The following is a 22,140-nucleotide window of genomic DNA, read 5'->3' as shown; positions in this document are numbered from 1 at the left end:
ACCATGGATTTTTTAAACGAATATAAAAGAAAATGCTGTTCCCCCGGTGAGGCGGTGGCCGGAATCCCCTCCCAGAGCCGTGTTCTTCTGTGCAGCGAACCGGCTGCCCTGGCGGAGGCGCTCTATGAACAGAGGGAGAGGTTTCATCCCCTATATCTTTATTCCATGATGGGGATTGCAAACCCCCATATCTATCAGCGGTTATACAGCGACGGTGCCGAAGAAAACTTTTCTGTGGGGATCAGCTATATGACAAAACCAGAGGCTCAGGCGATCAAGAGAGGGATAAAGATAGATCACCTTCTCACCCATTTCAGCAAGATCGAGGAGATGTTCCGGGAGCGGATACGTCCGGACTATGTCCTCTGTCACGTATCCCCTATGGATGAAGAAGGCTATCTCTACATGGGAATCTGTCCCGGACCGGGGAGAGTCTCCATCGACAGCGGGGCAAAGGTGATTCTGCAGGTGAACCGGAACCTGCCCATGATAAACACAGACTTTAACAGAATACATATCAGCGAAGCTGAGGCGCTGTGTGAGATGGATACCGTGCTGGCAGAGATACCGGATATGGTTCCCACGGAATTGGAAAAGAAAATGGCTCAGCATATTGTGGAGAGGATAGATGACGGATCCGTGATTCAGCTGGGGGTTGGAGGCGTGCCCAGCGCTGTGGGAAATTTTCTGGAACATCACAGACACCTGGGAATCCACACAGAGGTCTTTACCGATGTTATGAGAGTACTGATGGAAAAAGGAGTGGTGGATAACAGCCAAAAACAAATCCGTCCCGGCCAGTCAGTGGCAGGGTTTCTCCAGGGGACCAGAGACACCTATAAATTTGTCCATGAGAATAAGGAGCTTTATTTTGAGCGCCTATCCTGGGTGAATCACCCGGAAACCATTGCCCAAAATGACAATATGATATCCATTAATTCCTGTATGGCGGTAGACCTGCGGGGTCAGGTATGCTCTGAGTGTATTGGGCTTGACACTTATGCGGGGAGCGGCGGGCAGCTTGACTTTGTCCGGGGAGTGCGGGGATCCAAGGGCGGAAAATCCTTTATTGCCATGAGATCCAGTTTGGAAAAGGCGGACGGCACCAGTATATCAAAGATTACGCTGACGCTGCCCCCGGGCTCTGCGGTTACCACCCCCCGCAACGACACGCATTTTATTGTTACAGAGTATGGAGTGGCGGAGATGAGAAACCGCACACTCAGTGAAAAAGCAAAAGCGCTTATCGCCATCGCACATCCGAGGTTTCGTGAGGAACTGACCTATCAGGCGAAAAAGCAGCTGATAATTTAGCTAGGTACTGCGGAGGTAGAAGTATGAACCGAATTGTTATTGATGAGGAGCTGTGCAAGGGATGCGGTTTCTGTATTACTTACTGCCCGAAGGCGTTGATTCATTTGGGCAGTAAATTTAATTCCCTGGGGTTTAAATATGCGGAGCCGGGAGCGGAGGAAGGTGTCTGTACGGCATGTAAAATATGTGCCTTAATGTGCCCTGATGCAGCAATTACTGTTTATCGGGAAAGCAGATAAGACACAGGCCTTCCGGTGGGTGAAGATAAGTGTGATCCGCACCGGGACGGCAGAGTGTCAGAAACCAGGAGATGGAATAGGAGGGAAATTATGTCAACCAAATTTATAGACGGCAATGTGGCTATGGCAGAAGCTGCGGTAGCGGCCGGGTGCCGGCTGTTTGCCGGTTTTCCCATTACCCCCCAGAGCCCTATGCCGGAGTACTTATCCGGCCGGCTTCCGGAGGTGGGAGGAAGCTTTATCCAGGCAGAAAGCGAGGTAGTGTCTGCTAACATTTTATTAGGGGCAAGCTACGGAGGGCTCCGCTGTATGACCAGTACCTCGGGTCCGGGTTTTTCTCTGATGGCAGAGGGCATCAGCTTTATCATAGGCTGTGAGGCCCCCTGTGTTTTTATTGACGTGGCCAGGCCGGGGCCTGGAATGGGAGGAATCGGCGGGTGCAGCCAGGATTATCTGTATGCGGTAAAGGGGCTGGGTGCTGGAGGGGGCAGAGCCTTCGTTATCTCTCCCAGCACGATCCAGGAGGCAGTACATATAGTTTATGAGAGCTTTGATATTGCAGATCGGTACCGTACGCCTGTCGTAGTGCTCACAGATAAGCTTCTTGCTGCCACTACAGAGGTGGTGGAGCTTCCGCCTCTCAGAGCTCTTTCTGAATTACCCGATAAATCTTCCTGGCTGATTACCAAAAGAGACAGTATGAAGTTTGAGGATAAACGGATCTGCCAGTCCATGCTTCTTCCGGTTTCTTCACAGGAAGAATTCTGCATAAAGCTGGCCGATAAGTATAAACAGTGGGAAGAAAAGGAAACCAGATACGAGGAATTTATGCTGGAGGATGCGGAAGTGGTTCTCTTTGCCTATGGGTCCGTGGGGCGTATCGTAAGAGAAGCAGTGCGGCAGCTGAGAAAAGAGGGCGTAAAGGCGGGGTTGTTCCGCCCTGTCACACTATTTCCATTTCCGCGGAAGCAGATTGGGAGTTTGCATTATGAGAGGATAAAAAAAGCCATCTGCGTGGAGATGGCGATTCCCGGCCAGATGCTGGAGGATGTGGAACGGAGTGTAAAAGGCCGGATTGAGGTGGACTTCTACGGCAGGGGCGGCGGTATGCTGGTGACGCCGGAAGAGGTAGTCTGCCATGTCAAACAACAGATGGAAGGGAGCGGTGACTGATGGAACAGGTTGTTTATGAACGATCGAAACTGTACAAGGGCAGCCATCCTTTGTGCTCCGGGTGTATGCACGGACTGATAGGGAAATTAATTCTGGACACCATGGATGAACTGAAGATTGCTCCGGAAAATACGACGCTGCTGTTCCCTCCCGGCTGCGGGCCCCAGCAGGATTTCTGCATTAATATTAACACAGTGATGGTTGGGCTGGGGAGATCGGCTGCTGTGGGAACGGGAATCAAAAGGGCGGATCCGGACCATTTTGTATTGTGCTGGGACGGAGACGGGGCGGACGCGGCCATTGGGATCGGAGATGTGATCCATGCGGCGGCCAGAAATGAAAATCTTACGGTGGTTATGGTGAATAATTCACTGTTTGCCAATACAGGGGGGCAGATGGCGCCCACAACACTGATGGGACAGAAATCCACTACCTCCCCCCGGGGAAGAAGCGCTGACCGGGAAGGATATCCCATTAATCTGGCAGAGATTCTGGCTCAGGTAGAGGGCACCCAGTATTCTGCCCGGATGGCGGTGTACGATCCGAAACATGTAATGCAGGCAAAAAAGGCATTAGAGAAAGCATTCCGTCTTCAGACAGAACACAAGGGATTTGCCTTTATTGAATTCTTGTCTAATTGTCCCACGAACTGGCATATGACGCCTCTGCAGTCTATTGAACACATTAAAGAGATGTCTGAGCGTCAGTATCCAATCGGTGTTTTTAAAGGAGAATAGGTATGGAAAATAAAATCTTTTTAGGAGGCCTGGGAGGTCAGGGAGTAGTCCTTGGGGGGAAGCTGTTAGGGATGGCCGCGGTGGAGGCACATCAATATGCCACCTCGTATTCGGAATACGCGCCTGCCATGAGAAACGGTTATACGTATACCACTCTGATTCTCTCGGACAGAGAGGTGGGGGCGCAGGTAACGGCGTCTTATGACTGCATGGCTTTTTTTGACGAGGAATCTTGTGCAGCCCAAAGCCAATGCTTAAAGGACGGAGGCTGCTATATCGTGAACACCTCTCTGGTCAGGACAATGCCGGAGGGGAATAGAGGAACGGTATATAGGATACCGGCTTCCGACATTGCGGAGGAACTTAAAAATGACCGGCTCCTGAATGTAATTATGCTGGGCGCTGTGGTGGAAGCTACCGGAAGCGTGGCCCCCCCGGTGATGGAGGAGGTGCTCCGGTCTGCCTTCGGGAAAAAGCCCCGGATTGCAGAGCTGAATATAGCGGCATTCCGCCGGGGGATGGAGGCGGTCAGAAGCCAGAGGGCTGCGGATGAGAAGGGAGGAAGTCTATGAAGATAGGAATTCTTGGAGCCGGCGCCATGGGCTCCCTGGTAGGCGCGCATCTGATGAAGGGCGGCGCGGAGGTATATTTTGTGGATCCCTATGTGCAGCACATGCAGGCCGTGGAACAGGAAGGGCTCCATATGGAGCTGGAGGAACAGGAAGAAGAAACCGTAAAGATAACTATGGCTACCTCAGATGCCTCAAAGGTAGGAGCCTGCGATCTGGTGATCCTGCTGGTTAAGGGAATGAACACGAGAAGCAGCATTGAAGCAAACCGGAAACTGTTTGGAGAGGATACGGTTGTAATTTCTCTGCAGAACGGACTGGGAAACGTGGAGATACTAAAGGAGTTCTTCTCCGCCGGGCAGATTGGATATGGAGTGTTAAAGGCATCTGCCACCCTCAGGGCGCCGGGAAGAATCGCAGGAAGGGTAAAATTTCCGTACAGTCCCAAGGGCGTCTGGTTCTCCCCTCTTGAGAAGGACACCCCATACCGGCATCTTTTTGTGGAAATGGAAAAGATACTGGAAAGGGGAGGATTCCCCGCAGCCCTGTCGGAGCAGACAGAGGCGATTATGTGGGACAAGCTGTTTATCAATGTTTTGTATAATGCCCCCTGTGCTCTGGTACAGTTGGCAGGGGAGGATTTTATGAGACATGAGGAGGGCAGAAAACTCCTGAAAGAACTGGCCCGGGAGGTCTGTGAGGTTGCCACCGCCAAAGGAGTGCCCATGGATGCTGAGGAATACTGGAAAAAAGAGCGTGAAAATATGGCTCAGGTGCCTCTTGACGAGCACCATTTTACCTCAACCGTACTGGATGTCTACAAACAGAGAAAGACAGAGGTAGAATTCCTGAACGGGGCAGTGTGCAGGGAAGGAAAAAAGTACGGGATACCTACGCCGTACAATGAGGCAGTCTATTATTTGCTTAGAGTCCGTGAGGATACGTACGATTTGATGTTTGAAGGGCCATCTTCGTTTCCGTGAATGTAAAGTGACTTTAAACCAGGAGAAGGGACGGCGGGGGGCCAGGGTCAGGGCCGGGGAGGTCAAGCGAAGCGAGCCGAAGATACCATCCAGCAGCTGATTTGTGAGGAAGGCTCTCCTGACGAACTTAGCAGCTGGTAGGGTGAAGCTGAGGGGAGTGGAGCCTCGAGCCGGTCCTGACCCTGGCCCCCCGCCGTCCCTTCTCCGTCAGTCTGTGATTCTCTTATTCTTATCTTTAAATTTTTAAACTTTACATGCACAAAAGTTATCTCATCCTCCGTGTTTTTGAATATAATATTTTTATAAAAGAGGCATTGACAAGGATTTTTAATAATGCTATAGTTACTGTAAATTATATAAAGAATGATAGAGGTTGCGCTTTTTATGAGTATTTTATCAGATGTGGCAGGCACAGATGACGATAGAAAAAAGGAAACGGCGCCGAAAGGGTGGGAACCCTGCAGTCCTATACCTTGGGCATGAAGTGAATAATTTCATGACTGTCATCGTAAGATGGTGCGCTATCCAAAGAATTCATAAATGTGATACAATGTAGTATTCTTTAGAGGCGGCTTACGGGTTTGCCTCTTTTCTTTATTAGCAGAATTATATGCAAACCTAAAACCGAGTGGAAATGAAGGAGGAATTATTATGGCTATTTTTACAGGAGCAGGCGTAGCGATTGTTACCCCTATGTACGACAATGGGAAAGTTAATTTTGACAAATTGGGGGAACTGATTGAATTTCAGATTGAGGGGGGAACGGATGCCATTATTATCTGCGGCACTACCGGGGAATCTTCTACCCTGACTCATGAGGAGCATCTGGAGGCTATCAAATACACCGTTGACAAGGTGGCGAAAAGAATACCTGTTGTGGCCGGCACAGGCTCCAACTGTACGGAAACTGCAATCTATCTTTCACAGGAGGCAGAGAAGTTCGGCGCAGACGGCCTGCTGATTGTTACTCCTTACTACAACAAGGCCACTCAGAAGGGGCTGATCGCCCATTACACAGCAATTGCGAATGCTGTCAGCATTCCTTTGATTATGTATAATGTGCCAAGCAGAACCGGATGCAATATACTCCCCGAGACTGCGGCTTATCTCGCTAAAAATGTAGAAAACATTGCAGGCATTAAAGAGGCAACAGGCAATATCGCTCAGGTAGCTAAGACCATGCAGCTTGCCGGAGAAGACCTTGACCTGTATTCCGGAAATGATGATCAGATTGTTCCTATTATGTCACTGGGAGGAAAAGGCGTGATTTCCGTACTGTCAAATGTGGCACCCAGAGAGACACACGAGATTGCAGCCAAATATCTGGAGGGAGATGTGAAAGGCAGCTGTGCACTGCAGCTCAAAGCACTTCCCCTTGTGAACGCACTGTTCAGCGAGGTCAATCCAATTCCTGTGAAGGCTGCCCTGAATCTTATGGGGAAAGAAGTAGGTCCTTTGAGAATGCCTTTGACAACCATGGAAGAAGAAAATCAGAAAAAATTAGCCCAGGCTATGAAGGATTTCGGCATAGAGCTGGCTTAAGACAGAAAAGAGGATAAACAGATGACAAAGATTATAATGCACGGATGCTGCGGCCATATGGGGCAGGTGATTTCCGGTTTAGTAAAAGAAGATTCGGCAGCGGAGATTGTGGCCGGTATTGATATGGCAGATAATGGCCGGTGTGAATATCCTGTATTTACAGATATTGATACCTGTGACACAGAGGCAGATGTTCTCATTGACTTTTCTTCTGCAAAAGCAACGGACCGACTGCTGGATTACTGTGAGAGAAGAAAACTGCCTGTTGTTTTGTGCACCACCGGACTCAGTGAAGAGCAGCTGGAAAAAGCACGGAGGATCAGCGGGGAAGTGGCAGTGCTGCGTTCCGCTAACATGTCTCTTGGTATTAATACACTGTTAAAGCTTGTACAGGACGCTGCCAAAGTTTTGGCAGAAGCCGGATTTGATATGGAAATTGTGGAAAAACATCACAAATTAAAACTGGATGCCCCCAGCGGAACTGCTATCGCACTGGCAGACAGCCTGAATGAGGCTATGGATCACCAGTATCATTATGTATACGACAGAAGCCAGAGGAGAGAGCAGAGAGATCCAAAAGAAATAGGAATCTCCGCAGTCAGAGGCGGGACCATCGTGGGGGATCACGATGTGATCTTTGCAGGTCCGGACGAGGTCATAACGTTCTCCCATACAGCCTATTCTAAGACGGTGTTTGGAAAAGGAGCTGTGGAAGCAGCCAAATTCCTGGGCGGAAAGCCGGCAGGGATGTATAATATGGCTGATGTAATCCAGGCAAAATAATACGAAAAAATTGGAAAAAGATCCATATCCGCATGGATCTTTTTCTTTATAAAATAGTTTCCGGATTCAAAGATTTTATCCTGCGAATAAATCAGGAGAGATCAGCACATATTAATAACACTGAAGATAAAAAAATAATGAATCAAAGGAGACTATAGTGATGAAGAAATGTAAAACACTTTTGCTTGGCGCCCTGTTAGTTTTGACTCTCAGCTTTGCAGCAGGATGCGGAAGCAATAATGACAACGGAAATAACGGCAGCAATACGACAGAAAACGGAACTACCGACAACAAGGATACAAACAAAACGGACAGCAATACTCCCAACGACAAAAGCAATAACAATAACAGTGTAACAGAGGGAAATGACGCTGACGGAGACGGTGTTGTGGATGAACTCGGCGATGATATCAAAGACGGCGTTGAAGATGTAGGCGACGGCATTGAGGATCTTGGAGATGACCTTACAGGAAATGATGCCAATGGAAATGCCAATGACAACACAGATCCGGGTGCCAACAACACAACGACAGAAAATAATACCCAGGCAAAATAAAGGAACAGGGGCAGGGAGGGGACTCTCTGCCCTTCCTTTTTGGACAAAGCCGTATTGATCAATTAGTCTTAACATGGTATGATACCCCATATATTAGTTACAGGAGGTTTCCGGATGAATTTTCGCCCTTGCATAGATATACATAATGGGAAAGTGAAACAGATTGTCGGCGGTACTTTGAAGGATGAAAATGACATGGCGGCAGAAAACTTTGTAGCCGAACAGGATGCGCCCTTTTACGCAAAGATGTATAAAGCGTCAGGGATTCGCGGGGGGCATATTATTCTGCTGAATCCGCCGTCCTCTGCTTATTATGCTCAGACGAAGGGCCAGGCTCTGGATGCACTCAGGGAGTATCCCGGCGGCCTCCAGGTGGGCGGAGGGATTACACCGGAAAACAGCCGTGAGTTTCTGCAGGCAGGAGCGAGCCATGTTATCGTAACCTCCTATGTATTCAAAGACGGAAAAGTATCCATGCAAAACCTGGAGCGGATGGCCAAGACCGTTGGCAGAGAACATCTGGTTCTGGATTTGAGCTGCAGAAAGCGGGATGGGAACTACTATATAGTAACGGATCGGTGGCAGAAGTTTACAGAGGTGACAATCAGCAGAGGTGTGCTTCGGGAGCTTGCTTCTTTTTGCGATGAGTTTCTGGTTCATGCTGTGGACGTGGAGGGAAAGGCATCTGGGATTGAGACCGGTCTTGTATCTCTGCTTGCAGAGGGCAGTGAGATTCCAACAACCTATGCAGGCGGTGTGGGTACCTTTGCAGACTTAAAAACCCTGGCAGAGTTAGGGAAAGGCCGCCTGGATGTTACGATTGGCAGTGCCTTAGACTTGTTTGGAGGTCCTATGAAATATGAGGACGTCTTAGAATGCTGCAGAAATAACTGTCAAATATAATGCAATAATGAAAATTTTCTAAATTCCGTTGCAATAAAAACTAAATATTGATATAATGGGGTTACATTACAAATGACCTTGGCAGAGAATTTAAAAGGGATTTGTAAAATACACGTTAAAGGGGTTGACAGCATGAATTTTATCATAAGTGGAAAAAATCTTGAAGTAACCGATGGGTTACGCACAGCAGTCCAGGACAAGCTTGGAAAATTAAGTAGATATTTTACGGAAGATACGGAGATTATAGTAACGCTCAGCGTAGAAAAGGAGCGCCAGAAGATTGAGGTGACCATACCCGTAAAGGGAAATATTATCCGTTCGGAACAGGTAAGCAATGATATGTATGTATCCATTGATCTTGTGGAGGAAGTCATTGAGCGCCAGCTGAGAAAGTACAAAAACAAAATCATCCAGAGAGAGCAGGGCGTGAAGGAACAGGAAGAATATACGCACTTCCAGAAGGCCTATGTAGAAAAGGATTATGAGGATGACGGAGAGATAAAGATTATCCGTACCAAACGTTTTGGCTTCAAACCCATGTATCCGGAAGATGCCTGTGTGCAGATGGAGCTTCTGGGACATAATTTCTATGTTTTCCTGAATGCGGAGACAGAGGAAGTGAACGTGGTATACAAGAGAAAAGGCAATACTTATGGTTTGATTGAACCAGAGTTCTAAGATAAGAATCACCGGCACCCGGAGCCTGCAGAGGGCTTTCGGGTGCTTTTTCATGGTTTGTTCACGAAAAATTTATTGTTTTCAACATAGGAAAGTGCTAAAATGAACAATAGTGCTATGACTTAAGTTGAAAACGAAGAAAAAATAGGAGTATTTTTTATGAATGTTATAAACAAGATATTTGGAACCCATAGTGAAAGAGAAGTAAAGCGGCTGGTGGCCACTGTGGACAAGATTGAGGAACTTCGTCCTGAGATGCAGAAGCTCAGTGACGAGGAACTGCGGGAGAAGACCAGGGAATTTAAAAACCGGCTCTCCGAGGGTGCTACGCTGGATGATATTCTCCCGGAGGCATTTGCCACTGTGAGAGAGGCGGCTAAGCGTGTCCTCAATATGGAACATTACCGGGTACAGCTCATCGGCGGTATTATCCTGCATCAGGGGCGTATTGCTGAGATGAGAACCGGTGAAGGTAAGACGCTGGTATCAACCCTCCCTGCCTATCTGAATGCTTTGGAGGGGGAAGGCGTGCATATTGTAACCGTCAATGATTATCTGGCACACCGTGATGCGGAGTGGATGGGTAAGGTTCATGAATTTTTGGGACTGACAGTAGGCGTGGTTCTGAATTCCATGAATAATGACGAGAGACGTGCTGCCTATGCCTGTGACATTACCTATGTGACGAACAATGAGCTGGGCTTTGATTACCTGCGTGACAACATGGTGATTTACAAGGAACAGCTGGTGCAGAGGGACCTCCACTATGCTATCATCGATGAAGTTGACTCGGTTCTTATTGACGAGGCCAGAACTCCTCTGATTATTTCCGGACAGAGTGAAAAGTCCACCAAGCTCTATGAAGTCTGCGACATTCTTGCAAGACAGCTGGAGCGGGGCGAGGCCAGCGGTGAGATGACGAAGATGACCGCCATTATGGGAGAGGAAATCATTGAAACCGGGGACTTTATCGTTAATGAAAAAGATAAGATTGTAAATCTGACCGAACAGGGCGTTAAGAAAGTAGAAAAGTTCTTCAGCATTGAGAATCTGGCGGATCCTGAGAATCTGGAGATTCAGCACAATATTATACTGGCTCTGCGGGCACACAATCTGATGTTCAGAGACCAGGATTATGTTGTAAAGGACGATCAGGTACTGATTGTAGATGAATTCACCGGCCGTATTATGCCCGGCCGCCGGTATTCCGACGGGCTCCACCAGGCAATTGAGGCAAAAGAACATGTGAAGGTAAGGAGGGAGAGCAAAACCCTGGCAACGATTACCTTCCAGAATTTCTTTAACAAATACACCAAAAAGTCGGGTATGACAGGTACTGCTCTAACAGAGGAAAAGGAGTTCAGGGAAATCTACGGCATGGACGTTGTAGAGATTCCAACGAATATGCCTGTCATCCGTAAAGACTACGACGATGCGGTATATATGACTCAGAAGGAAAAGTTCCGGGCTGTGGTGGAAGAGATCAAAGAGGCCCACGCCAAGAATCAGCCGGTCCTGGTCGGCACCATTACCATAGAGAACTCCGAACTTCTCAGCGGGATGCTGAAAAGAGAGGGAATCAAGCATACGGTATTGAACGCAAAGTTCCATGAGCTGGAGGCAGAGATCGTAGCCGGTGCCGGAGAGGCCGGAGCGGTTACCATCGCAACCAATATGGCCGGTCGTGGTACCGATATCAAGCTGGATGATGTGTCCAGAGAAGCAGGCGGACTCAAAATTATCGGTACAGAGCGCCACGAATCCAGGCGTATTGACAATCAGCTCCGCGGCCGTTCCGGACGGCAGGGAGATCCGGGTGAATCCAGATTCTATATTTCTCTGGAAGATGACCTGATGCGTCTGTTTGGTTCCGAAAAGCTGATGAACGTATTTAAATCTCTGGGTGTTGCGGAGAATGAGCAGATTGAGCATAAAATGCTGTCCAGTGCCATTGAAAAGGCGCAGATGAAGATAGAGAGCAATAACTACGGAATCCGTAAGAACCTGCTGGAATATGACCAGGTAAACAACGAACAGCGGGAGATTATCTACAAAGAGAGACGCCGCGTTCTGGACGGAGAGAATATGAGAGAGTCTATCTATAAGATGATTACTGATATCGTGGACAGTACAGTAGATATGTGCATCTCTGACGACGTAGAGAACGAAGAGTGGGATCTCAACGAACTGAACAGTGTATTAATTCCCATCATACCTGTAAAACCAGTGACAAAAGAGAAGGTAGAAGGGATTAAGAAGAATCAGCTGAAACAGGATCTGAAGGAAGAGGCAGTAAAGATTTACGAAGAAAAAGAAGTGGAGTTCCCGGAACCAGAACAGCTGAGAGAACTGGAGCGTGTCATTTTGCTGAAGGTAATCGACCGGAAGTGGATGGACCATATCGATGACATGGATCAGCTGCGCCAGGGAATCGGCCTGCAGGCCTATGGCCAGAGGGATCCGAAGGTAGAATATAAGATGAGCGGCTACGAGATGTTTAATGCCATGACCGCTGCGATCCAGGAGGATACACTTCGCCTGCTGTACCATGTAAAAGTAGAGCAGAAGGTAGAAAGAGAACAGGTAGCGAAGGTAACCGGAACGAATAAAGACGAATCGGGTCCTAAGAAACCAATGCAGAGAGCAGTAAAAAAAGTATATCCCAATGACCCCTGCCCATGCGGCAGCGGTAAGAAATACAAACAGTGCTGCGGGCGTAAAGCAGTCTAAAGGGTAAAAAAGGGGACGTGTTCTTTCTAAAAGGAACACGTCCCCTTTTGGGATCGGCCTGTCCCTTTTTACAACAGACCTGTCCCTACATGACTTCTTCCCCGTCGGTAAGATGCCCGAAACTATCCTGGACATATTCAATAAATGTCCGGGATACATCACTTAACTTTTCTTCTTTGGTTGCCAGTGCCAGATTTACTATGGGATGTTCTTTCAGATAGACGATATGTATTCTGGGGTCTTTCATGTACTCAATGGATGCCTTCATCATAAGAGAGATGCCCTGGCCGTTTGCCACCAGATTCTTGATGGTGCTGGAGCGGAGATCCAGGCACCGTTCTTTTGGAATGAACCCTGCCATTTTGCATGCTTTGATGCAGGTCTGATGCATACCGGTATTGGCTCCTAAAAACAGAAATTCTTCATCCTCCGCCTCTTTTAGCTCGATCTCATCTCTGTTTGAAAAACGGTGATCCTGACCGGTAATCAGCACCAGCTCATCGTCGATCAGGGGATAGATTAAGAATTCTCCTTCCGGAATATGATGGCTTCTCAGGAATACCAGATCGGCATCCCCTTTCTCCAGATCCTGGACAACGTAGCTCCCGTCCTTTTCCAGAACCTTCACTCTTACCCCGGGGTATTGCTGCTGAAAATGAAAAATAATGTCCGTGAGTCCGTAATGATTCATGACAGGTATGGCGGCTATCCTCAGGGTATTCTTGGATTCGTCCGTATATCTGCGAAGTCTGCTGAGCATTTCTTTATACTCCTGCAGAATTCTTTTAGAATACATCACGAATTCTTCCCCGCCCTCAGTCAGCTCGATATTCCTGGTAGTCCTGTCAAAAAGTTTGAATCCCAGTTCTTCCTCCAGTGCTTTGATTTGCTTGGAGAGAGAAGACTGGGAGACAAAGCTTTCTTCAGCAGCAATCGAATAGTTTTTATATTTCGCAATTGCCAGAAAATGTTGTAATTGTTCAAATGTCATTCATCTCTCTCCTTTTATGCCTGCTCAACAAACTGTCAAGACTTATTATATCGCAAGATTCCGACGTTATCAAGCAGACATGCAACTTAATCTGACATCGGTTTGTGTACTTATTCGTTCCAGGAATAAAAAGGGAGGGAAAAGCGAATTGATACAACAGCCATAAAAAAGTAAACTTAAGTCATAAAATAAAAAATGCTTAAGCAGTATATAAAAAATAAGTATGGAAAAGGAGAATGAGTATGGCGACAAAATTTAATCCAATCCTGGACCCCAGAGGGTTTCAGGAACGAAAAATGATTCAGCTGGCCCCCCGGGTATCTCTGGAAGAGCTGAAGTCAGGCAAAATACTTTTTTATAATAATACAAAACTGGGATTTTGTAATTATTACACGGTGTTTGATCGCATCAAAGAGCACTTTACAGAACTGGGGATTACAAACTTCGTAGAGTATACAGAAACAGTCCGGGGAAAGGACGCGGAGGCTCTGAGGAAATATGCGGAAATGCTGGCAGAGGAGAAACCAACGGCGGCCATTGTTGCCTTTGGCGATATGGGAACTTCTTCTTCCACCACCGTGTTAAGCATTGCCCTGGAAGAGCTGGGGATTCCCACTGTCTACATGACAGCACCTCCGGGAACCGGTATCACAGAAGGCGTGGGCGTGTACCGGGCAGGGCATCTCTGTCTCTGTTCAGTAGACATCTATCAGGCCAGTACTGTAGAAGAAGTGGCGGCTCAGGTGGATTTGAAATGGGATTACATCATAGAGTCTCTGACCAGCAATGGAGAAAAGCTGGAAGAGCTTGCCCACATTGACTTTAAGATGGACAAAGTGCCTCCGAGAGCAGACGGACTGCTCCCCCTGACGGAGGAATTAGAGATAGAAGAAGAAAAACTCTGTGAACCGGGTGCATACATGGAGGAAATTAACGATTTCTTCAATGCAGAGCACATCAGCGACGGGCTTCCGATCATTCCTCCTACGAAAGCCCGGTATGAGAAAATGATGGAGTACTGTCCATTTGATGAAGATCTGGTGCTGTGCAGTCCCAGCGGCCCCAGCGGCAAGACCGTTACCGTAAGGGACGTGGCAGTGGCAGCAATTATGGCAGGATGCAAACCAACAGCCATGCCCATACTGGTAGCTGTATTCAAGGCGCTGAACAGTCCCCTGTACAACCTGAACCAGTCTGTGACAACTTCTCATCCCGGCGGCAACATGGTAATCGTATCCGGTCCCATTGCCCAGGAAATTGGAATCTCCGGCAAACAGGGCTGCCAGGGACCTGGCTATCCGGCCAACGCAACCATAGGAAGAGCTGTTAACCTGGTTATCATGAATATATTCCGCTCAGTTCCAGGTGTATGTGATCTGGACTGCATCGCTTCCCAGGCAGAATTCACTTACTGCTTTGCAGAAGAGCCTGAACTGGCGCAGTGGAATATGATCAACGAGGACCGTTATGATTCAGATACAACCACGGTCTATGTGCTGAAAGCAGAACCTCTTCATGATATTATCGACTTCCTAAGCTTAAACGGACACGATCTGCTGGATACCATAACACACTGCTGTACCACACTTGGCTCCAACAATGCCTATATGCCTGGTCCCCTGGTAGTATGCCTGACGCCGGACCACGGTATGATGCTGAAAAAATCCGGTTATACAAAGGAAATGATTCAGGAACATATTCATCAGTATGTATATCATGAGGTACCTATGGTTCGCAACCGCGGACTTGTTCCGGTACGGCCGAAAGAGTGGGAAAACAGACATCCTCTGCCTGTGACGCGCTCCCCCAAAGATGTAGAAGTAGTAGTAATCGGCGGCCGGGGCGGCCATTCCGGAGTCATCCTTCCATGGGCGCTTCACAGCGAGGGATGCGTAGAGCCGGTAGCTATGCCCGATGGAACCATTGCAAAATCAATTGAAGATTTTAAAAAATAGAAAAATATAATGAAGGAGGGCACGTTATGGGGTACGACACACAATATGATGTAATTGTCTGCGGCGGCGGAACTTCAGGTGTGGCTGCGGCAATTGCCAGTGCGAGGAATGGTGCAAAAACCTTATTGATTGAAAAAACAGGGATTCTGGGAGGGCAGATGAGTCTTTCCGGACCTCCCGGATTCGCCTATGCAAGATTATTTAACCCACAGGGCAAAAGAGATATCGGGGGCCTGGTGGAAGAAACCTATCAGAGACTTCTGAAATCCGGGCATGCGCTGCCTGAGTGGAGAAGCAAGATCAGAGAAAAAGCAGGCTATACCTTCTCCTATGTAGATCCGGAATGGTGGGTATACCTTATCTTTGAAATGATGGAAGAAGAGGGTGTGGATCTCCTTTTGGACACTCTGGTGGTAGGGGTTACCAAGGAGGAGAACACCGTAAACGGAATTATCGTTGAAAATGCCAATGGCAGAAACGAGATGAAAGCAAAACGTGTGATCGACTGTACCGGAGAGGGATACGTGGCTATCCAGGCGGGATGTGAGACAGCTTGCGTCAGCCGTGATATTATCCAGCCTCATACCCTGGCGTTCACAGTGGACGGGGTAGACTGGGACAAGCTCTTAACCTATATCCGCACCAATCCGGACCAGTTTTCCTTTAAACAGCTGATCTTCCCTTATGAGGGTGCAAATACAAGGGAAGAAGTAGAGGATATGTACCGTAAGTGCTACGACATCAAAGAGCTGGGAGAAATCATGGGCTTTTATGAGCTGCGTGATATGGCCCTGAAAAACGGGGACTGGCATCCGTATTCAGGAGCCGGATTCTTCCTTACCCCAAGAGAGGGGGGGCACATTCAGGCCCACTTCCAGCATTCCTCCCAGGTGGATCACGCGCTTCCCACGGATGCGTGGGATCTTACCAGATGCAACATTGAATGCAGGAAGCAGAATATGATTGCCTGGAGATTCTTCAAGAATTATGTGCCTGGATTTGAGCACGCTTATATTACCAAGACCTGCACAGAGCTTCGTCTGAGAGAAGGCCCCAGGATTGTAGGCGAGTATATCCTTACCAGGGACGACGTGGAGGCATGCCGTCAGTTTGAGGACACGATTGGCAAGACATCCTTTAAGGCAGGGGGATACCATGTGGCAGCCATGGATACACTGGCTGTATGCGTGGACGGTAAGACAGATATGGCATTTCCGAAGGATGGGGGATCTTACGATATTCCTTACCGGTGCCTGATTCCCAAAACCATTGACAATCTGCTGGCAGCAGGCAAATCTGTATCCACTGACCGGCCGGCATACCTGCGCTACCTCCATCAGACGATGGTAACCGGGCAGGCAGCGGGGACCGCAGCGGCACTTTCTGTAAAGAAGGGTGTAACCCCCAGAGAACTTCAGAAGGATATCAAGGAACTGCAGGATAATCTGGTAGCTCAGGGAGCGATCCTGTTTGAGACAAGATAATAGTAAGGATTGTAGATAAGGATCTCCGTCTTGCGTTATAATGCTATAATGTAGGGCGGAGATTTTTGCAGAAAGAAGGGAGCAGTACTATGAAAATGATGATTGACGGACAGAAGACAGGGTCCGGTGACGGTAAAACTATACCGGTTATCAATCCCATTACAAATGAAGTGATTGACACCATACCAATGGCCACCAAGGAGGATGTGGACAGGGCATTGGAGGCTTCCAAAAGAGGACTGAAAAAGTGGAGCGCTGTGCCCCTGAAGGAAAAGGAAGTTATTTTTGAGCGCTTTTTCCGGTTAATGGAGGAGAATAAAAGGGAAATTATCGGAACCCTGATGAGAGAGAGCGGAAGCAGCGTGCGAAACGGCCTGTTTCAGTGGCAGGGGATACCTGGCTTGTTCCGGGGATACCTGGAGACGGCAAAGCGCTGTGACGGGAAGCTTTTAGTACCCGGCACCGAGGCCGGCCATGACGGCAAGACGGAACAGGATCTGCAGATGGTAGTATACGAACCCGTGGGAACCGTTCTGGCTATTGTACCCTTCAATGCGCCTCTGATGCTTTTCGGCTACAAAGTTGCCCCGGCTCTGGCAGCGGGGAATGCGGTAATTGTAAAGCCGCCCACCAGCAACCCTCTGGCATTGATGAAGCTGATCGAGCTGCTGTGGGAGGCCGGCGTGCCGGGAGACGCCCTGCAGGTAGTGACCGGCGCAGGGGGTGACATTGGAGACTGGCTGGTTGCGGATCCCAGAGTGGATGCCGTGACGCTCACCGGAAGCACAGAAGTAGGACTCCACATCGCCGGCATCATGGCCAAACGGCTGGCCCCCTGTGCGCTGGAGCTGGGAGGAAACGATCCCTTTATTGTTCTGGAGGATGCAGATGTGGAGGCAGCTGCCAGGGAGGCAGCCGCCTGGAGAATGAATTCTGCGGGACAGGTGTGCATCGCCCCCAAGAGGTTCATCGTACAGAATTCCGTAAAAGAACAGTTTACGAAGACCGTACTGGATGCGGTATCTAAAATAGAGATGGGATATGATATGGACGTAGAGGCAGAGCTGGATCAGTACATTGGGCTGGACTTTTCCCAGCTGAAACCAGGAAAGACCCTGATGAACAGTCTGATCTCAGAAAAAGCAGCCATTCAGGTGGAACAGCAGATCAAGAAAACCCTGGACCAGGGGGCAAAACTTTTGGCAGGAGGGAGACGGAAAGGCGCGTTTATAGAGCCTACGGTAATCGGAGAGGTAGATAAGTCCATGGACATTGCCCGGGATATGGAAATCTTCGGCCCTGTTATGCCCATTATAGGATTCGACACCCCTGAGGAAGCGGTGGAGATTGCCAACAGCAGCTGCTTCGGTCTTTCCGGCTGTGTGATGACCAGAGACTGGAAAAAGGGGATGCATCTGGCAAGAAACATAGAGTCCGGCGGCGTGGTAGTAAACGGCACCGGGACCTACCGGAATATGATGCAGCCCTTTGGTGGATACAAGCTGAGCGGCACCGGAAAAGAGGGATTTACCACTCTGGGAGAGGTCGTGAAAGAAAAAGTAATTGTATTAAAGGGATTCCTGCAGTAAGAGACTTTCCCCGGGAATGGGGCATATATTCTTTGGGGGAATAGATTGACTGGGAAAACTGAATTGATTAATTGTATAAAATTACTATATTATAGGCTTAAGAGCAACAAAATTTAGTAAATACATACAGGAAGGGAGGGCTGCAAAAACAATGACAAGGCGTGAAAATGTGATATTGGCCATGAAACATCAGGAAACCCTGTGGATTCCCAATAATATTACAGACTGTGACATCGTATTGCAGCAGGCAGTGCAGGAGCGGTATGAAGGCCGCACGGAGGGCAGAGACGAGTTCGGGGTAGAGTATGAGTATAACCTGGAAGCCAACGGGCCTGTACAGAAGGTAGGAACCCGGGCAGTATCCTGCGTGGAGGAATGGAAAAAGGAAATAGTCTTCCCCAACGTGGAGGACCGGGACTGGGAAGCTCTGGCGGCCAGGGATACCGCAGGGTGGGACAGAGAGAATAAGTTTTCCATTGTCCAGCTGTTCAACGGTATGTTTGAGCGGGCGCATCTGATGATGGGATTCGAGGATGTCCTGTGCGCGCTGCTGGAGGAACCGGAGATAATGGAAGACTGGTTCCGGGAATTCACCGATTACAGACTGAGACTGATCCGGCAAATAGGAAAATATTATAAACCGGATGCCATTATGGTTTTTGACGACTACAGTGCAAAGGAATCCATGATGATGTCTCTTTCCACATGGCGGGAACTCATAAAGCCTCAGCTTAAGAGAATGGTGGATACTGCCCATGAAATGGGAATGTTTTATATTCTCCACTGCTGCGGGTTTATGCGCCCCATGATTGAAGACTTTATTGAGCTTGGAGTGGACGCCGTTCACCCGGTGCAGATCTCCAATCATCCGGAGGAACTGAAGGCGAAATACGGCAAGGACCTCTGTTTCTGCGGAGGATTTAACAATGTGGAGATACTGGACAGGGAAGATGTCACTCCAAAGGAGAGCCGGGAGGAGATACGGAGAGTATTTCAAAGGGTTGCCCCGGGGGGCAGCTTTGTGGCCTGGAAACCCTTCTTCTGTAAGCATCCCCAGATCTTTTTTGAGGAATTAAAGCCCCTGGTAACAGAAAAAATGAGGGAGTATGGAGCAGAAATACCCCCTGAGCTTCAGTAGATAACATCCAAAAGGAGGAAATATTGAATGAAAAATCACAGCTTCTCAGTAAAACAGGATATTGAATTTGGTGTCGGGATTGTTGAAAAATTAGGGGAATATATTCAGAGACTGCATGGGACAAGGGTGCTTCTGGTATCTGACCCGGGCCTGGTGAAGGCCGGCATTACAGGAAGGGTGGAGAAGATTATCGGGGCTGCAGGCTACCCCTGTGTGACCTTTACTGACGTGGAGCCGGATCCCGGCTGCTGGGTAGTGGAAAAGGTAGTTAAGATTATCGTGGAAGAAAAGGTGGACTGCGTGGTGGCAGTGGGCGGAGGAAGCTCCATGGATACGGCAAAGAGTGCTGCTCTTGTGGGATACAGCGGAAAACGCCTTCAGGATTTCTGGGGATACTATCTGCCGGTGGAACATGATCCCATTCCGGTAATTGCCATTCCAACCACAGCAGGCACCGGCAGTGAGGTGACAAGAAATACGGTTATCACAGATGAGAATAAATACAAGATGGTAATTCTGAATGACAAGATGCTTCCGCAGGTGGCTCTGCTGGATCCGGAACTGATCACCACACTTCCGGCAGGAGTTGCAGCTTCCACTGGAATGGATGCCCTGATCCATGCGGTAGAGTGTTACATGAGTGATTTGGCGACTCCGTTTTCTGACTCCGTAGCAGAAAAGGCTATGGAATTGATCGGACCTGCCCTGCCAAGGTTTGTGGCAAACCGGGCGGATATAGATGCAGCCTCTGATATGATTATGGGAAGCACGCTGGCGGGAATCACCTTATCCCTCTGCCTGCCAAACCAGGCCCATGCTTTGTCCCATCCGCTGACAGGTTTCTACCATGTGCCTCACGGACTGGCCAATGCCATGCTGTTCCCCACCACCATGGAGTTCAATGCGCTTGCAGACAGGGGAAAATATAAGAAAGTGTATAATCTGCTCCGCAGAGAACACGCCTATACAGAAAACTTTGAGACGGAAATGCTCATTGACTATCTGGTGAAGCTCAACGAAAAACTGGGCCTGCCGAAGAACCTTTCGGAGATGGGAATCGGTGAGGAGCACCTGGAAGAGATGATCGTGGACGCCCAGAAGACGAAAATCTGGGAACACTGCCCGAGGCTTACAACGCCGGAGGATATGCGGAGACTATATCTGAAAACCATGTACAGGGGAACACCCAAAGAAAAAGAAATAAAATAGCGGGAGTAAGGGGGTGAGGGTATGCCAAAGTATAATAGTCTTAGAGCTGCCATCGAATTATTAAAAAAGGTTCCGGGTCAATATATGGAAACCGATGTTCCGGTAAAACCCCATGCGGAGATTTCCGGGATCTACCGGTATGTAGGAGCAGGGGGAACCGTGAAAAGGCCCACAAAGCAAGGTCCGGCCCTGATGTTTAATCAGGTCACAGGCCATGAGGATGCAAGAGTGCTGATTGGTCTTCTGGCGTCCAGAGAAAGAGTGGGACTTCTTCTCGGGGAAAAGCCGGAACGCCTCGGCTTTCTTTTGAAGGAGGCGGTAGAACATCCTATCCGGCCGGTAGTTATCTCAAATGCTGAGGCTGATTGTCAGGAGGTAAAACATTTTGCCGCTGAGGAAGGGTTTGACATCAGAAAGATTCTGCCGGCGCCTACCAATACGCCGGAGGATGCGGGTCCGTATATCACCATGGGTATGTGCTATGCTTCGGATGTTGAGACGGGGGAATCGGATATTACAATCCACAGGCTCTGTCTGCAGAGCAAAGACACCATTTCCATGTATTTTGTTCCGGGCGCAAGACATCTGGGGGCTTTCCGGGAAAAGGCGGAGGCTCTGGGCAGACCCCTTCCCATATCCATCAGCATCGGGGTGGATCCTGCCATCGAAATTGCCGCATGCTTTGAGCCACCCACAACGCCTATCGGATTCAATGAGCTCTCCGTGGCAGGGGCCATCAGAAATTCTGCGGTGCGGCTGACCAACTGTCTCACCATAGAAGAAAAATGCATTGCCAATGCAGAATACGTCATTGAGGGAGAATTAATTCCTGACTCCTATATCCGGGAGGATATCAATACCAATACAGGGAAGGCCATGCCAGAATTCCCGGGGTATACGGGAAATGCCAATCAGGCAGTTCCCCTTATCAAGGTAAAAGCCGTCACGCACAGGGAGAATCCCATTATGCAGACCTGCATCGGACCCAGCGAGGAGCATGTAAATATGGCTGGCATTCCCACAGAGGCCAGTATCATACAGATGGTAGAGCGGGCAATGCCCGGCCGTCTTCAGAACGTGTACTGCTGTTCTGCCGGAGGGGGCAAATATATGGCAGTGCTTCAGTTTAAGAAGAGGACCCAGAGTGACGAGGGCCGGCAGAGACAGGCTGCCCTGCTTGCATTTTCCGCATTTTCAGAATTAAAGCATATTTTTATCGTGGATGAGGATGTAGATCCCTTTGATATGAATGATGTATTGTTTGCCATGAATACCAGATACCAGGGGGACATCGACACCATCTTTATCCCTGGAGTCAGATGCCATCCTCTGGATCCCTCCCAGAAGATGGAGTACAATCTGGCACTGAGGGACAACGGCATTTCCTGCAAGATGATCTTTGACTGTACGGTGCCGTATGCTCAGAAAAAACGGTTTGAGAGATCCAAGTTCCTGGAGGTGGATTACAGGAAATGGTGTCCGGAACTATAAACAGCTGACAACAGAATCCCATATGAGAAAGCGGCCTTAGGAAACGATCCGGGGCCGTCTTTTCGCAAATAAAGGA

19 protein-coding genes and 1 riboswitch are annotated in these 22,140 nt (G+C 48.7%); of the genes, 18 read left to right on the top strand and 1 reads right to left on the bottom strand.

Annotated features, from left to right (window positions below; translation table 11 throughout):
* Positions 1 to 3 precede the first annotated feature (3 nt).
* From ACGHCT_RS19810 to secA, 12 genes are all read left to right on the top strand, one after another.
* The gene (locus tag ACGHCT_RS19810; protein ID WP_072853458.1) at positions 4 to 1,314 is read left to right on the top strand and encodes an acetyl-CoA hydrolase/transferase family protein; all 1,311 of its coding nucleotides are present in this window, start codon (positions 4 to 6) and stop codon (positions 1,312 to 1,314) included.
* Between the two features lie 23 nt (positions 1,315 to 1,337).
* Entirely contained in the window at positions 1,338 to 1,553 is a 216-nt protein-coding gene (locus ACGHCT_RS19805) for a 4Fe-4S binding protein (RefSeq protein WP_072853456.1), read from the top strand.
* A gap of 90 nt (positions 1,554 to 1,643) precedes the next feature.
* Entirely contained in the window at positions 1,644 to 2,726 is a 1,083-nt protein-coding gene (gene vorB, locus ACGHCT_RS19800) for a 3-methyl-2-oxobutanoate dehydrogenase subunit VorB (protein WP_072853454.1), read from the top strand.
* Positions 2,726 to 3,463 (top strand): thiamine pyrophosphate-dependent enzyme, encoded by a 738-nt coding sequence (locus ACGHCT_RS19795; protein ID WP_072853452.1) that lies wholly within the window; start codon positions 2,726 to 2,728, stop codon positions 3,461 to 3,463. Before vorB ends, ACGHCT_RS19795 begins: the two co-directional genes overlap by 1 nt.
* A gap of 2 nt (positions 3,464 to 3,465) precedes the next feature.
* Positions 3,466 to 4,035: a 2-oxoacid:acceptor oxidoreductase family protein gene (locus tag ACGHCT_RS19790; protein ID WP_390437298.1), complete on the top strand. Its 570-nt coding sequence runs from the start codon at positions 3,466 to 3,468 to the stop codon at positions 4,033 to 4,035.
* Positions 4,032 to 5,015 (top strand): ketopantoate reductase family protein, encoded by a 984-nt coding sequence (locus ACGHCT_RS19785; protein ID WP_390437297.1) that lies wholly within the window; start codon positions 4,032 to 4,034, stop codon positions 5,013 to 5,015. Before ACGHCT_RS19790 ends, ACGHCT_RS19785 begins: the two co-directional genes overlap by 4 nt.
* 359 nt (positions 5,016 to 5,374) lie before the next feature.
* A riboswitch (Lysine riboswitch) is annotated at positions 5,375 to 5,547 on the top strand.
* Positions 5,548 to 5,666: 119 nt separating this feature from the next.
* Entirely contained in the window at positions 5,667 to 6,557 is an 891-nt protein-coding gene (gene dapA, locus ACGHCT_RS19780; protein ID WP_390437296.1) for a 4-hydroxy-tetrahydrodipicolinate synthase, read from the top strand.
* Positions 6,558 to 6,578: 21 nt separating this feature from the next.
* Complete coding sequence (gene dapB, locus ACGHCT_RS19775) at positions 6,579 to 7,340, top strand: 4-hydroxy-tetrahydrodipicolinate reductase (protein ID WP_072853444.1); 762 nt, start codon at positions 6,579 to 6,581, stop codon at positions 7,338 to 7,340.
* Between the two features lie 160 nt (positions 7,341 to 7,500).
* The gene (locus ACGHCT_RS19770; protein ID WP_084068007.1) at positions 7,501 to 7,896 is read left to right on the top strand and encodes a hypothetical protein; all 396 of its coding nucleotides are present in this window, start codon (positions 7,501 to 7,503) and stop codon (positions 7,894 to 7,896) included.
* Between the two features lie 114 nt (positions 7,897 to 8,010).
* A complete protein-coding gene (gene hisA, locus ACGHCT_RS19765) occupies positions 8,011 to 8,799 on the top strand; it encodes a phosphoribosylformimino-5-aminoimidazole carboxamide ribotide isomerase (RefSeq protein ID WP_390437295.1) in 789 nt (262 codons plus the stop codon).
* A gap of 132 nt (positions 8,800 to 8,931) precedes the next feature.
* Positions 8,932 to 9,477 carry a ribosome hibernation-promoting factor, HPF/YfiA family gene (gene hpf, locus ACGHCT_RS19760; protein WP_072853438.1) on the top strand — a complete coding sequence of 182 codons (546 nt, stop codon included), beginning with the start codon at positions 8,932 to 8,934 and terminating at the stop codon, positions 9,475 to 9,477.
* A 159-nt stretch (positions 9,478 to 9,636) separates the two neighbouring features.
* Positions 9,637 to 12,207 carry a preprotein translocase subunit SecA gene (gene secA, locus ACGHCT_RS19755; RefSeq protein WP_072853436.1) on the top strand — a complete coding sequence of 857 codons (2,571 nt, stop codon included), beginning with the start codon at positions 9,637 to 9,639 and terminating at the stop codon, positions 12,205 to 12,207.
* 85 nt (positions 12,208 to 12,292) lie between these two features.
* Here the strand turns inward: secA and ACGHCT_RS19750 are convergent, their stop codons facing one another.
* Positions 12,293 to 13,198: a LysR family transcriptional regulator gene (locus ACGHCT_RS19750; protein ID WP_072853434.1), complete on the bottom strand. Its 906-nt coding sequence runs from the start codon at positions 13,196 to 13,198 to the stop codon at positions 12,293 to 12,295.
* A gap of 242 nt (positions 13,199 to 13,440) precedes the next feature.
* Here ACGHCT_RS19750 and ACGHCT_RS19745 point away from each other — a divergent pair, with 242 nt between their 5' ends.
* The 6 genes from ACGHCT_RS19745 to ACGHCT_RS19720 all read left to right on the top strand — a co-directional run bounded on the left by ACGHCT_RS19745 (position 13,441) and on the right by ACGHCT_RS19720 (position 22,064).
* A complete protein-coding gene (locus tag ACGHCT_RS19745; protein WP_072853432.1) occupies positions 13,441 to 15,153 on the top strand; it encodes a hypothetical protein in 1,713 nt (570 codons plus the stop codon).
* A 26-nt stretch (positions 15,154 to 15,179) separates the two neighbouring features.
* A complete protein-coding gene (locus tag ACGHCT_RS19740) occupies positions 15,180 to 16,637 on the top strand; it encodes an FAD-dependent oxidoreductase (RefSeq protein ID WP_072853430.1) in 1,458 nt (485 codons plus the stop codon).
* An 89-nt stretch (positions 16,638 to 16,726) separates the two neighbouring features.
* Positions 16,727 to 18,226: an aldehyde dehydrogenase gene (locus ACGHCT_RS19735; RefSeq protein WP_072853428.1), complete on the top strand. Its 1,500-nt coding sequence runs from the start codon at positions 16,727 to 16,729 to the stop codon at positions 18,224 to 18,226.
* Between the two features lie 151 nt (positions 18,227 to 18,377).
* Positions 18,378 to 19,364 (top strand): uroporphyrinogen decarboxylase family protein, encoded by a 987-nt coding sequence (locus ACGHCT_RS19730; RefSeq protein ID WP_390437294.1) that lies wholly within the window; start codon positions 18,378 to 18,380, stop codon positions 19,362 to 19,364.
* A 27-nt stretch (positions 19,365 to 19,391) separates the two neighbouring features.
* Complete coding sequence (locus ACGHCT_RS19725) at positions 19,392 to 20,573, top strand: iron-containing alcohol dehydrogenase (RefSeq protein ID WP_072853424.1); 1,182 nt, start codon at positions 19,392 to 19,394, stop codon at positions 20,571 to 20,573.
* A gap of 21 nt (positions 20,574 to 20,594) precedes the next feature.
* On the top strand, positions 20,595 to 22,064 hold the full coding sequence (locus ACGHCT_RS19720; RefSeq protein WP_390437293.1) for a UbiD family decarboxylase: 1,470 nt from the start codon (positions 20,595 to 20,597) through the stop codon (positions 22,062 to 22,064).
* Positions 22,065 to 22,140 lie beyond the last annotated feature (76 nt).

This window comes from Lactonifactor longoviformis (genome assembly GCF_042848515.1).
In the GTDB taxonomy this organism is placed as follows: domain Bacteria; phylum Bacillota; class Clostridia; order Lachnospirales; family Lachnospiraceae; genus Lactonifactor; species Lactonifactor longoviformis.
Note: the sequence above shows the minus strand (reverse complement) of the source record. Positions and strands in the feature narration are given on the sequence as shown.